This is a genomic window from Kitasatospora sp. NPDC041988, from assembly GCF_055588525.1.
Genome location: NZ_JBVJCO010000003.1, coordinates 154,754 through 167,286, shown reverse-complemented (window position 1 = coordinate 167,286; position 12,533 = coordinate 154,754). Strand labels below are relative to the sequence as shown.

Here is a 12,533-nt window from a genome sequence, read left to right as displayed (position 1 = left end):
GTGTGCGCACTCGCGCCCGAACGGCCCGAGATCACTTGTGCGACCCGTCGGGCGTCGGAATACTAGCCCGCGTGACCGCACTGGAGGCAGTGGCCGTCCACCTTCCCCACCACACCGTGCCCATCGAGGCGGTGGGCGAACGCATCGGCCTGACCCCACGTCAACTTCGACTCTTCCGCCGCTTCCACGGCCTGGACCAGCTGCGACTGGACCCGGACGGGACGCTGCCCGACCTGCTCGGCGCCGCCGTCGACGCACTACCGGAGCTGCGCGGACGCGAACGGCACGTCCGTTTCGTGATCCACGCGCGCAGCATGCCGGTGGCGGTGCCGTACCCGCTCAACCCGCTGCACCAACTGCTCGACCGCTACGGCCTGGCACACGCCGGTGCCTTCACCGTGACCCACCACGCCTGCGCGGTGGGCCTGCTGGCCGTCGACCTGGCCGGCCGGCTGCTGGCCGGCACCGACGACCCGGAGGCGCTGGCCCTGGTCCTGGCCGGGGAGAAGACCTTCACCAAGGACGCCCAGGTGGTGCCCGAGACCGGGATCTTCGCCGAGGGCGCGGCCGCCTGCCTGGTCCGCGCGACCGGCGAGCGCAACCGCGTGCTCTCCTATGCCGTCCGCCACCGGCCCGAGTTCGACGGCCGCCTGGCCGGGGATCCGGATCTGCTCGCCCGCTACCAGCGCGAGTACCCGGCGGTGATGATCGAGGCGATCGAGGCCGCCCTCGACCAGGCAGGTCTGGACCTCTCGGACGTGGCGGTCGTCCTTCCGCACAACGTCAACCAGGCTTCCTGGCGGATGATCTGCCGCCGGATCGGGTACCCGGTGGAGAAGGTGGTGCTGGACAACGTGCCCTCGGTCGGGCACAGTTTCGCTGCAGACAGCCTCATCAATCTCCACACCGCCACCACACGTGGGCTGCTCCGCCGCGGCGACCGCTACCTGATCGCCGCCGCCGGTGTCGGAGCCACCTTCTCCGCCATGGCCGTCGAATACTGACGGATCGTCAGTTCAGCTTCACCGTAGGCGACACGGCGGCGCGACGAGGACGACCACACCCTCGGCCGGCCGCATTCACCGCACCCATTCACCTCTCACGCACGACGGGACGGGACATCCATGCCAGACTCCGTGGTCCAGACCACTGAAGCCGAGCTGCGCGAGCGGATCCTGCAGAGCCTCGGCGAGCTGCTGCCGCGCGTGCTCAAGCGCGACCTCCCCGAAATCCCCGAGAACGCCTGCCTCTTCGACGACCTCGGCCTCACCTCGGCGGGCACCATCGAACTGATCCTGGAGGTCGAGGAGGCGCTCGACATCCAGGTCGACGTCGAGCAGATCGGCGAGGATGACCTGCGCTCGGTCACCAGCCTGGCCGACTACGTGGCCGGCCACATCATCCCCGAGGGCTGACCGGGTGGCCGCCGCCTCCGCCCCCGGCCTGGCCCTCACCCGGGTCGTGGCCGGGTACGTCGACGGCCGGTCGGAGACCTCGCTCGACCCGGACCTGAGGGTCTTCGTCTCCGACCTGGTCCGCCCGTACGGGCTGCCGTTGCGCGAGGACCTGCTGGCCGAGGGCGTCGGCCACTCCTATGAGGAGATGGCCGAGGGCCTGCTGCGCGAGGTACTTGCCGACGGCCGACCGGTCGACCTGCTGATCCTCGCCTTCGACTCCCCGGACGTCCGCCCGGGGGCGCCGAGTTCGCTGGCTCTCAGCCGGTCCTGCCCGGGCGAGCCGCTCGCTTTCGCGCTCTGCGACCAGGGCTCGGCCGCGGCCTTCAGCGCCCTGCGCATCGCCGCCGAGTACCACCGGACGGGGGCCTGCCGGCGGGCGGTGGTGGTGCTGGCCGAGCAGACCGCCCTGCACTACCAGGCGGCCGAACCGGTCGAGCTGCCCGAGCGGCACTGTGTGGTCGTGCTGGTCTGTGAGGAGGCGGAAGGCGACTCCCTGATGATTCGTCAGATCTCGTCGGCCGATGCCGAACTCGCTGCGAAGACGGTCGGGGTGGAGGCGGAGGCCTTGGGGGAGGGTGCGGCGGTGCTGCTCGGCCCCGGGCTGGCGGCCGACCCCGGCCTCGACGGAGTGGTCGAGGTGCCCGGCGGCCAGCCGTTCACCGGGCTCTGGTCCGCGCTGGCCGAACGGCTCCCCGCCTGGCAGGCCGAACGGCGGCCCGTGCTGGCTGCCGGTCTCGATCGCCGGCTCGGCGTGTTCAGCACCCTGACCCTGCGGGTCGGGCCGTGACCGCCCTGTCTGATCCGGCCGCCCCAGCCGCCCCACCCGCCCCGGCCTCCCCGGCTGACGGGGTTGATCTCTGGGTCATACCGACCGACCAGCCCGAGCCCGTGGTCAGGGCGTTGAGCACCCTGCTCGACCCCGGCGAACGCGCCCGTGCTGCCAGGCCGGACCCAGGCGCCGGCCGCCGCTTCACCGTCGTGCACGGCGCCGTCCGGCTGCTCGTGGCCGATCGTCTGGGTCTGCACCCGGCCGAACTCGTATGGCGCCGCGGCCCCCACGGCAAACCCGAGCCGGCCGGCGAAGGCCGTGCGCTCGGTGTCAGCTACTCCGCCTCCGGGGCCCTCGCCGTCCTCGCTCTCGCCGACGGACGGTCGGTCGGCGCCGATGTCGAGGAGGTCCGCGATCCGCGCGTCGCGGCCCGGATCGCCCACCGCTACTTCCCGGGCGCCGAAGCCGCGTCGCTGGCCGAGTCCGCCTCGCCCGCCGCCCTGGCCGAGCGCTTCACCGAGCTCTGGTGCCGCCGTGAGGCCTGTGTCAAGGCGTACGGCGGTCGGCTGGTGCAGGGCTTCGGCCTGCCGCTGGCCGGGCCGGCGCCGCTCCTCCTGGCCGGCGTGGGTGCCCTCGGCGACGGCCCCTGCCGGATCGACGACGCCCCGGTGCCGGGGCCGTTCCGGGCCGCCGTGGCGGCCGCCGGCGAGCGCCCGTTCCGGCTCCGCCTGCACCGGTGGTCCGCACCGTCTTCTCTCATTGCTGCTGTCTCATCGCATAATTGATGATCCATCAGAGATGTTGGATATCTGGTCTGGACCACTTTCCCGGGTCGCTGGTAGCGTCCCGGTCCGCACCCCGACGAGATCCCGACGAGACCCCGGCGAGACCCTGCCGGGCCCCTCAGTCATCTCGGCCATCTCGGCCGCCCTCAGCCCCCTCAGACCCCCCTGGAACCCCGGCGAGCCGAAGGGCACGGACAACGTGACAGAGACCAGCCGGCGGATCACGGTCCGGTACAGCGGCGCGAGCAGCGGCTCCGGGCCGCTCACCCTCGGCCAGGACAACATGATCCGCTGCATCCGGCGCGACCGGCCCGCCCAGATCAACAAGGACTCGGTCTGGCCGGTGCCGGACGGCACCACCCTGCCCGCCGCCCTCGACGCGCTGCGCGTCCTCGTCGAGCGGCACGACTCCCTGCGTACCGTCTTCCCGCCCGGCCCCGGCCCGGAGGCGTTCCCGGAGCGCCAGGAGGTCCGCGGCGAGGGCGAGTTCACCGTCACCGTGCTCGACACCGGAGACCTTCCGGGAGCCGAACTCGACCGGCTTGCCGAGGAGTCGGGCCGTTCCGAGGTGGCCGTCCCGTTCGACCTGGCGGAGGGCATCCGGCTCCGCTTCACCCTGCTGACCGACGCCGACCGGGCCTTGCGGCTGGTCGTGGTGGTCTGCCACGCCGGCGCGGACGGCGCCGCGACCACCCTGTTGATCCAGGACTGGCTGGTGCTCGCCGCCGGCAAGGAGCTGCCGCCCGCAACCGCCCGGACCCCGCTGGAGGTGGCCGCCCGGGAACGGAGCGACCAGGGCCGGCGCAAGGCGGCGGCCGGGCTCGGGCACTGGCAGAGGATTCTCGCCACCGGCCCGCAGGCGGTCTTCGCCGACTCCCGGATCACCGGCCCTGCGGACGGCGTCGCCGCCGTCGTCCTGCGCTCCCGCGCGGCCGGCGCCGACCTCGCCGCCGCCTCGCAGCGGACCGGCGCGAGCCCCTCGGTCGTCCTGCTCGCGGCCTTCGCTGCCCTGGTCGCCCGGCGCGCCGGCCACTCCACGCTGGTGCTGGCCGCCCTCTCCGCCAACCGTCAACGTGCCGCAATGGCCGACCACATCGGCACCCTCGCCCAGGACGCCCTGATCGCGCTGGACGCCGGCGCCGTCGACCTGGACGAGCTGATCGGCCGCACCAAGGCCGCCTCCCTCGCCGGCTACTGGCACAGCACCCTCCCCGCCGGGGAGGTCTGGCAGCTGATCGAGGACGTCGCCCACCTGCGCGGCGCCCGCTTCGCCCGCCAGGTCGTCGTCAACGACCTCAGCCTGACCATCCCCGAAGCGATGTCGGACGCCCGCCCCGCCCCGGTCGGCGACCCCGAACTGACCTGGCTGCCCGACCAGCCGCTCACGGTCCGCATCATGCTCAACGTCCTTCGGACCTCCGGCAGCCTGGAGTTCGTCCTGCTTGCCTGCCCACAGGTGCTCGACCGCACGGAGACCGAGCGGTTCGCGCTCGCCCTGCCGGCCGTCCTCGCAGCCGCCGCACGGGGACCGCTCCCGCTCGCCGATCTGCCCGCCCTGACCGGTGTGCCGTCCGCCGTCCGGACCGGGGCGTGGGAGCTGATCGACGGCTGCTGGACCGACCTGGACGCCGTCCGGGCCCTGGTCGCCGAGGCCCTCGGCGCCACCGGGAGCACCGGGGTCGAGCTGGTGGACGGCCGCCTCGTCGCCCGCATCGCCACCCGCGATCCGGCGCTCACCCCGCTCGCCGCCCACCGGGCGGTGGTGGCGGTCCTCCCCGGCCACGACACCGCGATGGCCCCGCACCACTACCTCGTCCACAGGGCCACCGGCACCCTCCCGGATGGGCCGCCACCGTGGAGCACCCTGCCGGTCACCGCCGAAGGCACCGGCCGCGACCCGGAGATCGCCGGCCCCGCCGCGGGCTCCCCGTGAGGGGCGGCCCGGACGATCGACTCCAGGGGATTCAGCGGTCGTTTGCGGGCAGGAAGGCAAGCGCCTGCCGGAGGTTGTACTCGGCGATCCCCATCATGGCGTCGCGGTCCGGGAAGTCGCCGTCGAGGAGCCGAAGCGGTCCCGCGACGAGGGACAGGCGCATGGCCAGCCCGTAGAAGTCCAGGCGCTGCTCATCGAGGCCACCACTGTTCAACCACCGGTAGTGCTCGCCGAATCGGATTCGCAGGAACACGTGCTCCCACTCGACGTCGAAGAACATCAGGCCCTCGATGTCGATGAGGACCGGCTGCCCGCCACGGTCCACCAGCACGTGGTCCGGTCCGAGCTCCCCGTGGACGAGCCCGTACTCCGCGCGCGGGCGCACTGCCGCAGCCAGGCTGCGAACCGTTTCCTCCAAGCGGGCGCCGGCGCCTGCCATCCGCGCGTCGCGCGAGGAGGCTTCGGCGAGGTCTTCGAGCGCGCGGTCGAGGACGACCTGCTCACACGAGCGGCCCCGGGAGATGCCGCCGTTGTCGACCAGGGCGACCTTGCCGAAGCCCGGACCCGTGTGGCGCCGCATCACGCCGAGTGCCTCGGCGAGTCGCGCCAGGGTGGCTTCCGCACTCCGCGGGTCGTCACGGAGCAGTGCGTCCAGGTTCTCGCCGGGCACGTCCTCGACCACCGCGATGTCCGCCGGGTAGTGGCTCCTGCTCCGGTCGGCCAGGCGGATCCGGGGCGTGCGGATCCCGAGGGTGTCCAGGCGTCTGCTGGCGGCCTCGAACAGCTCGATGCCGGAGGCGGGCGAAAACGGGTCCGCGTGGTTCCCGGCGTCGTCGGCGTGCGCGGCGGGCCAGTAGCTCTCGGCGTCGTCCCAGATGTAGACGATCGCGGTGGAATCATCGTCGAAGCTGAGGCGGTACACGCCTTTCCTGCTACCGCCTCGGAGCCGTGACACGCCGACGAGGCGATGTCCGGCTCCCAGAGCCGCACGCGCGACCCCTGCCAGATGATCACGTGTGACGACTCTCCGTGCCACGTCCACGACCTGCCTCCCCCACGTCCCGGCCGGGCGGCTCCTCTCTGCCGGAGGAGGGCAAGGAGCCGACCCTCGGGCACACCGCCGCACAAGCGGCTGATCCTAGGTGATGCCTGCGCGCGTACGAGGAGGGATTTCGACGTCGTCGTGTGAAGCCGGCTTGGCCCCCGCTCCAGCCAGGGGGCCGCGCCGAGCCGAGCCGAGCCGGGATGTCGTCGGGATGTCGCCGGCCCGAGGACGACCGGGGCTCGCCGCTCGTCGCCCGGCCACCGCGCCTCACACCCACTCCGCCTCCGGTGCGGGCCCGGCCGTGCGGGCAGAGACTGGTGGTGGATCCTGCCCCCGAGGCTGGGAGAGCCATGCTGCTCGGACTCACCACCGCGCTGGTCGCGACCGTCTGCTTCGGCTTCGGGTCGGTCTTCCAGGCGCGCGGCGCCCGGTCGTCGCCCCGGGCGGACCGGGTGCGGGTCGGGCTGCTGGCCGCGCTGGCCCGCTCGTGGGAGTTCCTGCTCGGCACCGGTCTGGACATCGCGGGTTTCGTGCTGAGCATCGTCGCACTGCGCACCCTGCCGCTGTTCCTCGTCCAGGCGGTCACCAACGCCAGTCTGGCGGTCACCGCACTTGCCGCCGCCCGGCTGCTCGGCGCCCGGCTGCGCCGCTCCGACCTGGCCGGGATCGCCGCCGTGGTGGCCGGCCTGACCCTGCTCGCGCTCGGCTCCGGCCACGAGGGCCGCGACCAGGCCCCGCCCGCCTTCCACTGGTCGCTGCTGGCCACCACGGCGCTGATGCTGCTGCTCACCGTGGTGCTGGCCCGCCGCAGCGGCAACGCGGCGGCGGCCGGCCTCGGCCTGCTCGCGGGTGTGGGCTTCGGTGTGACCAGCCTGGCCGTGCGGGTCCTCGACATCGCCGGCCCGGCCGACGTCTTCACCGATCCGGCGGCGTACGCGCTCGCGGTCGGCGGCCTGGGCGGCTACCTCGCGTACGCGCTCGCGCTGCAACGCGGCACGGTGACGGCGGCGACGGCGGCCGGGACGGTCGCCGAGACCTTCGGCCCGGCCCTGGTCGGCGTGGCCGCGCTCGGCGACGCGGCGCGCCCCGGCTACGCCTGGTGCGCGCTGACCGGCTTCGCGGTCGCCGTCGGCGGCACCTTCGTGCTCTCCCGCTTCGGCGAGGTGGAGCCCGAGGTGGGCCCCTCCGCTCGTCCGGTCTCGGACGAGGCGGCGGAGGCCGCGCTGCCACCCCGGTAGGCCGTGCTGCCACCCCGGCAGGCCGCCAGACGGCCCTCGGGCACCCCGAACGGCACCCGTACCCCGAACGGCGCCCGGTCGCCCGGACGGCGCCGCCGTGCGAAGGTGGCATGCCGGGCAAAAGATGACGGACGGAACACACCGGACACATCACACCGGACAGACCACGCAGGCACAGACCACGCAGGCACAGAGCTCGCAGGTACAGGGCTCGCAGGTACAGGGCTCGCAGGTACAGGCCACACGGCACAGAACTCGCCGGGCCGACGCGCCGGGCACACGTCCGGGACGAACGCGCCCGACCCGGCCGACGGCGCGGCGCGCACAGAGCGGCAGGAGCCATGACGGACGAAGCCCATCAACCCTTCCGAAAGCCCCGCCGACCCGCAGCCGACCCGCCGGTGGCCCTGGTGACCGGCGCCTCCTCGGGCATCGGCGCCGCCACGGCGGCCCGCCTCGGCACGGCCGGCTGGCAGCTGCTCCTCTCCGGCACCGACCGCGCCCGCCTGGACGATGTCGCCTCCCGCACCGGCGGCCGGGCCCTGCCCGAGGACCTCGCCAAGCCGGACGGCCCGCAGCGTCTCGCCGAAGCCGCCCTCGCCGCCGCCGGTCGGGTGGACGCCCTGATCGCCAGCGCCGGCCTCGGCTGGCGCGGCCCCTTCGCCGAGACGCCCACCGACACCCTGGACCGGATGATCGAGGTCAACCTCGCCGCGCCGCTGCGTCTGGTCCGCCTGCTCCTGCCCGGCATGCTGGAGCGCGGCCGCGGCCGGATCGTGCTGCTCGGCTCGATGGCCGGCCAGGTCGGTGTCCGCGACGAGGCCGCCTACGCGGCGACCAAGGCCGGGCTGGCGATGTTCGCCGAGAGCCTCTGGTACGAGCTGCGGGGGACGGGCGTCGGCGTCCGGATCGTTCTGCCGGGCGCGGTCGAGACCCCGTTCTTCGCCCGCCGCGGCACCCCTTACCAGCGCGAACGCCCCCGCCCGGTCACTCCCGAGCTGGTCGCCGAAACCGTGTTCGCCACTCTCACCACCGCCTGCGACCGGCCCTTCGTCCCGCGCTGGCTCGGCTTCCCGGCCCGGATCCACGGCGTCGCACCGGGGGCGTTCCGGCGGATGGCCGCCCGGTTCGGGTGAGGCCGGCGCCGATGGACCGGGCCCGTACCGTCCGCCGGGCCGCCCTGGCGGCGGCGAGCGTCCAGTTCCTTCACCTCTCCCCGGCCGTCGTCCGCCTGACCGCCGTCCGCCGGACGGTGGCCCGCCGCACCGCCGGGTACGGCACCGAACCCCGCCATGTGGCACTGACCTTCGACGACGGCCCGGACCCGCGCGGGACCCCGTACATCCTCGACGCCCTCGACGGCATCGGTGCCCGTGCCACCTTCTTCCTGCTCGGCGCGATGCTGGAACGCGCCCCGGGCCTCGGCCGCGAGCTGGTCGCCCGTGGCCACGAGGTCGCCGTCCACGGCTGGCACCACCGGCAGCAGTGGTACCCGGCCCCCGGGCGTGACCTGCGCGAGCTGCGCCGCGCCACCGAGGCGGTGGCCGAGCTCTGCGGCGCCCGGCCCCGCTGGTACCGCCCGCCCTACGGAGTCCGTACCGCCGGTCCGGCGCTGGCCGCCCGCCGCCTCGGCCTGCGCACCGTCCTGTGGACGGCCTGGGGCCGGGACTGGACCGACCACGCCACCGCGGACTCCGTCTTCGCCACCGCCCGCCCCGGCCTCACCGGTGGCGCCACCCTGCTGCTCCACGACTCGGACTGCACCTCGGCCCCCGGCTCCTGGCGCGCCACCCTCGGCGCCCTCCCCCTGATCGCCGCCCACTGCCGCAGCCACGGCCTGACCCTCGGCCCGCTGCGCGACCACGGCGTGCCGTAACGCGCCGGGGGGCGGCTCCAACCCGCCCCCGCAACCCGTCCCCCGTACCCCCCACCTCCTACAGCCCCACCTCCTACAGCCCCACCTCCTACAGCCCCACCTGCTCCAGCGCCGCCGCGAACCCCGTCCGCCAGCCGTCCGGGGAGGCACCGGGGGAGGGGGCCGGCGAGGGGCGGTCCAGGGCGGCGAGGGCGTTGCGGACGACCTCGGCGGGGCGGGCGGAGGTCACGTCGGCGTGGCCCAGCTCCAGTTCGTGCTGGAGGTTGTCGCGGCCGTGGCCCTGGACGACGTCCAGCAGGAGCAGCCGGCGGCCGAGCGCCCGCGCCTCGCTGCAGGTGTCGCCGGAGCTGGTCACCACCAGGTCGGCGGCGGCCATCAGCGCCGGGATCCGGTCGGTGTACCCGAACGGGTGCAGGTTGGGCCGGTGCCCGGCGGCGTGCCGGAGCCGGCGCTCCAGCTCGCGGTTGCGGCCGGCCACGGCGAGCACGTGCGGCCCGGTGTCCGCCAGCGAGGCTGCCGTCCGGGCGAGCGGGCCGAGCCCCCAGGACCCGGACATCAGCAGCACGCACCGTGCGTCCGGCGGCACACCGCACTCGGCCCGCGCCTGTGCCCGCCCCGGCGGGTGGTAGAACGGCTCGCGCAGCGGCGCGGGCAGTACGGCGACCGCCGCGTCCGGCCGGTAGCGCCGCACCGCGCAGGCGGCGGCCTCGGAGGTGACCAGGAAGAGGTCGGTGCCGTCCTGCACCCAGAGCCGGTGGGGGGTGACGTCGGTGCAGAGGACGAGGTGGCGGAAGCCGGGCCCGCCGTGGTCCCGGCCCAGCCGGTTCACCGCCGAGGTCGCGGTGGCGAACACCGACACCACCAGTTCCGGCCGCTGCTCCCCGATCAGCTCCCGCAGGGCCGGCACCAGCCGGGTCCGGGCCGCCGCGTCGGCGAGCAGCGCGATCCGGGCGCCGGGCCGCAGCGCGGAGAAGTGGAAGGCGTCGTAGACCCCGGGCAGGTCGAGCAGCCGGCGGAAGACCAGCTCCCCGGCTGCGCCCGCCCGTTGGCCGAGCAGGGCCATCGCGTCCACGGTGGTGGTGGTCCACCCGCGGTCGTGCAGCGAGTCCGCGCAGGCCTGGGCCATCACGTCGTGGCCCTGTCCGAGCGAGCCGGAGACCAGCAGCGCGTGCGGCACCGGGCGCGGCCTCAGGACGTGCCCGGCGCGGGCTTGGGCGCGGGGGCCGGCGCGGCCTCGTCCCGGTACCAGTCGGCGTACCGCCGCACCCCGTCCGTGAAGTTGGTCCGTGGCGACCACCCCAGCAGCCGCTTGGCCTGCGCGGCCGAGATGCGGCGCCCGGAGTAGTCGGCGGCCCGCGCCTCGATGTGCTCGATGCTGACCGGCCCGAGCAGCCGGTCGACGGTGTCGGCGATGTCCCGCACCGAGATCGCGGTCGAGCCCTCCAGTGCGAAGGTCTGGTCCTCGGCCGTGGGGGAGAGGGCCCGGACGTGGGCGTCGGCGAGGTCCTCGACGTAGACGAAGTTGCGGCTCTGCCGGCCGTCGCCCGCGATGGTGATCGGCCGGCCGGCCAGTGCCGCCTGCACGAACCGGGCGACCACGAGCTCGTCGCGCATCCGCGGCCCGTACGGGATGCCGTAGCGCAGGATGGTGAAGTGCCGCCCGTACAGCTCCCGGTAGCTGTGCACCAGCATCTCGGCGGCGAGCTTGGTGGCGACGTACAGGTGCCCGCTGTGCTCCAGCTCGATCGGCACGTGCTCGTCCAGCTCCTGCTCCCCGCTGTCCATCCCGGCCTCGGCGAGCGCGGCACCGTAGACCCAGACGGTGCTGGCCAGCACGGTGCGGCTGAGGCCGCTGAGCCGGGCCGCTTCCAGGACGGCCTCGGTGCCGTCGATGTTGACGCGCACGGCGCGGACCGGGTCGGCGGCGACGCGTTCGACGTCGGCCATCGCGGCGAGGTGGAAGACCACCTCGCTGCCGTCCAGGGCGGCGGTGAGCGCGGGCAGGTCCAGGATGTCGATCCGGGCGTGCTCGGCACCGGGGTTGAGGTACTTGTCGGTGGTGTCCACCGCGAGCACCTCGTGCCCGGCGGACAGCAGCCGGTCCACGACGTGTGAGCCGATGAATCCGCACCCCCCGGTGACGGCTACGCGCACGTTCTCTCTCCTTCTCCGGCTCGCTGGGTCGGGGCTCTCCGGGCTCTCCGGACGGCGGGATGCTCCCGGCAGGGGGTCATCCCGCGAGCCGCCGGTGGACGGCCGTGACCGCCGCGATCACCTGGTCGGTCTCGTCCTCGGTCATGTCGGAATGCACCGGCAGGCAGATCTGCCGGCGGCAGAGGTCCTCGGCGACCGGCAGCGGCTCCCGTCGGTAGGGGGCCAGCACCGGCTGCAGGTGCAACGGCAGGTCGTACACCTCACCGGAGAGCCGGACGCCGTGCTCCTCGGCCACCGCGCGCTTGAACGCGGCGCGGTCGACGCCGGCCGGCAGCAGCGCCACGTACTTGTAGTAGTTGCTGCGCGAACCGGCCGGCTCGGCCATCGACCGCAGGCCGTCGAGGCCGGCGAGCGCCGCGTCGTACCGCTGGGCGACCCGGCGTCTGGTCTCGACGAACTCCTTGAGCCGCCGCAGGTGCACCGTGCCGACGGCGGCGTTCAGCTCGCTCATCCGCCAGGAGGCGCCGAGCCGGACGTGGTGGTTGGTGGTGAACGAGCCCTTGCCCTGGTCGCGGTGGATCCGGGCCTCGTCGCGCAGCTCGGCCGACTCGGTGAGGATCATGCCACCCTCGCCGCTGGTGGTGACCTTGGTCGGGTAGAACGAGAACGCGCCGGCCAGGCCGAACGACCCGGCGGGGCGCCCGTCGTAGCTGCTGCCGTGGGCGTGCGCGGCGTCCTCCACCAGGGGGATGCCCCGCCGGTCGCAGATCGCGCGCAGGGCGTCCACGTCGGGGGTGATCAGCCCGCCGATGTGCACCAGCACCACGGCGGCGGTGTCCGGGGTGAGCGCCGCCTCCAGCGTCGCGGGGCTGAGCGCGAAGGTGGCCGGGTCGACGTCGGCGATGACCGGCCGCCCGCCCGCGTGCACGATGGCGCCGGCGGTCGCGTAGAAGGTGACGGCCGGGACGACCACGTCACGGTCGCGGACGTCGACGGTGCGCAGGACGATCTCCAGCGCCGCCGTGCCGCTGGCGACGGCGACCGCGTGCGAGGCGCCGTGCTCGGCCGCGAAGGCCTGCTCGAACCGCTCGGTCCAGGGGCCGAGCGTCAGCGCGCCGGTGGCGAGGATCTCCGTCACCGCGTCCGCGACGGCTGAACGGTCGCTCTCGTCGAAGACGATGCGAGCGGCTGGAACGCCCATCGGGCCTCCTCCGGCAGCAGGATGAACACTTCAACGGACATGTATCTCTGGGAAAGGTGCATCTCTGGGCAGACC

General features: G+C 74.3%; 12 protein-coding genes. 8 read left to right on the top strand and 4 right to left on the bottom strand.

What is annotated here, in order from left to right; genetic code table 11:
* Positions 1-71 precede the first annotated feature (71 nt).
* The 5 genes from ACZ6NC_RS05450 to ACZ6NC_RS05430 all read left to right on the top strand — a co-directional run bounded on the left by ACZ6NC_RS05450 (position 72) and on the right by ACZ6NC_RS05430 (position 4,944).
* Positions 72-1,004 (top strand): 3-oxoacyl-[acyl-carrier-protein] synthase III C-terminal domain-containing protein, encoded by a 933-nt coding sequence (locus ACZ6NC_RS05450; protein WP_465729240.1) that lies wholly within the window; start codon positions 72-74, stop codon positions 1,002-1,004.
* A 120-nt stretch (positions 1,005-1,124) separates the two neighbouring features.
* A complete protein-coding gene (locus ACZ6NC_RS05445) occupies positions 1,125-1,415 on the top strand; it encodes an acyl carrier protein (RefSeq protein WP_465729238.1) in 291 nt (96 codons plus the stop codon).
* Between the two features lie 4 nt (positions 1,416-1,419).
* A complete protein-coding gene (locus ACZ6NC_RS05440) occupies positions 1,420-2,244 on the top strand; it encodes a hypothetical protein (protein ID WP_465729236.1) in 825 nt (274 codons plus the stop codon).
* A 113-nt stretch (positions 2,245-2,357) separates the two neighbouring features.
* Entirely contained in the window at positions 2,358-3,011 is a 654-nt protein-coding gene (locus ACZ6NC_RS05435) for a 4'-phosphopantetheinyl transferase family protein (protein ID WP_465729234.1), read from the top strand.
* A gap of 199 nt (positions 3,012-3,210) precedes the next feature.
* A complete protein-coding gene (locus ACZ6NC_RS05430; protein WP_465729232.1) occupies positions 3,211-4,944 on the top strand; it encodes a condensation domain-containing protein in 1,734 nt (577 codons plus the stop codon).
* Positions 4,945-4,975: 31 nt separating this feature from the next.
* Here the strand turns inward: ACZ6NC_RS05430 and ACZ6NC_RS05425 are convergent, their stop codons facing one another.
* Positions 4,976-5,986 (bottom strand): phosphotransferase family protein, encoded by a 1,011-nt coding sequence (locus ACZ6NC_RS05425; protein ID WP_465729230.1) that lies wholly within the window; start codon positions 5,984-5,986, stop codon positions 4,976-4,978.
* A 353-nt stretch (positions 5,987-6,339) separates the two neighbouring features.
* Here ACZ6NC_RS05425 and ACZ6NC_RS05420 point away from each other — a divergent pair, with 353 nt between their 5' ends.
* From ACZ6NC_RS05420 to ACZ6NC_RS05410, 3 genes are all read left to right on the top strand, one after another.
* Positions 6,340-7,227: a hypothetical protein gene (locus ACZ6NC_RS05420; protein ID WP_465729228.1), complete on the top strand. Its 888-nt coding sequence runs from the start codon at positions 6,340-6,342 to the stop codon at positions 7,225-7,227.
* A 341-nt stretch (positions 7,228-7,568) separates the two neighbouring features.
* Positions 7,569-8,363 carry an SDR family NAD(P)-dependent oxidoreductase gene (locus ACZ6NC_RS05415; protein WP_465729226.1) on the top strand — a complete coding sequence of 265 codons (795 nt, stop codon included), beginning with the start codon at positions 7,569-7,571 and terminating at the stop codon, positions 8,361-8,363.
* Positions 8,364-8,374: 11 nt separating this feature from the next.
* Positions 8,375-9,103: a polysaccharide deacetylase family protein gene (locus ACZ6NC_RS05410; protein ID WP_465729224.1), complete on the top strand. Its 729-nt coding sequence runs from the start codon at positions 8,375-8,377 to the stop codon at positions 9,101-9,103.
* A gap of 88 nt (positions 9,104-9,191) precedes the next feature.
* Here the strand turns inward: ACZ6NC_RS05410 and ACZ6NC_RS05405 are convergent, their stop codons facing one another.
* The 3 genes from ACZ6NC_RS05405 to ACZ6NC_RS05395 form a co-directional block, all read right to left on the bottom strand.
* The gene (locus tag ACZ6NC_RS05405; protein ID WP_465729222.1) at positions 9,192-10,280 is read right to left on the bottom strand and encodes an MGDG synthase family glycosyltransferase; all 1,089 of its coding nucleotides are present in this window, start codon (positions 10,278-10,280) and stop codon (positions 9,192-9,194) included.
* Positions 10,281-10,291: 11 nt separating this feature from the next.
* The gene (locus ACZ6NC_RS05400; RefSeq protein WP_465729220.1) at positions 10,292-11,257 is read right to left on the bottom strand and encodes an NAD-dependent epimerase/dehydratase family protein; all 966 of its coding nucleotides are present in this window, start codon (positions 11,255-11,257) and stop codon (positions 10,292-10,294) included.
* Positions 11,258-11,333: 76 nt separating this feature from the next.
* Positions 11,334-12,458: a DegT/DnrJ/EryC1/StrS family aminotransferase gene (locus ACZ6NC_RS05395; protein WP_465729218.1), complete on the bottom strand. Its 1,125-nt coding sequence runs from the start codon at positions 12,456-12,458 to the stop codon at positions 11,334-11,336.
* Between the last annotated feature and the right edge of the window lie 75 nt (positions 12,459-12,533).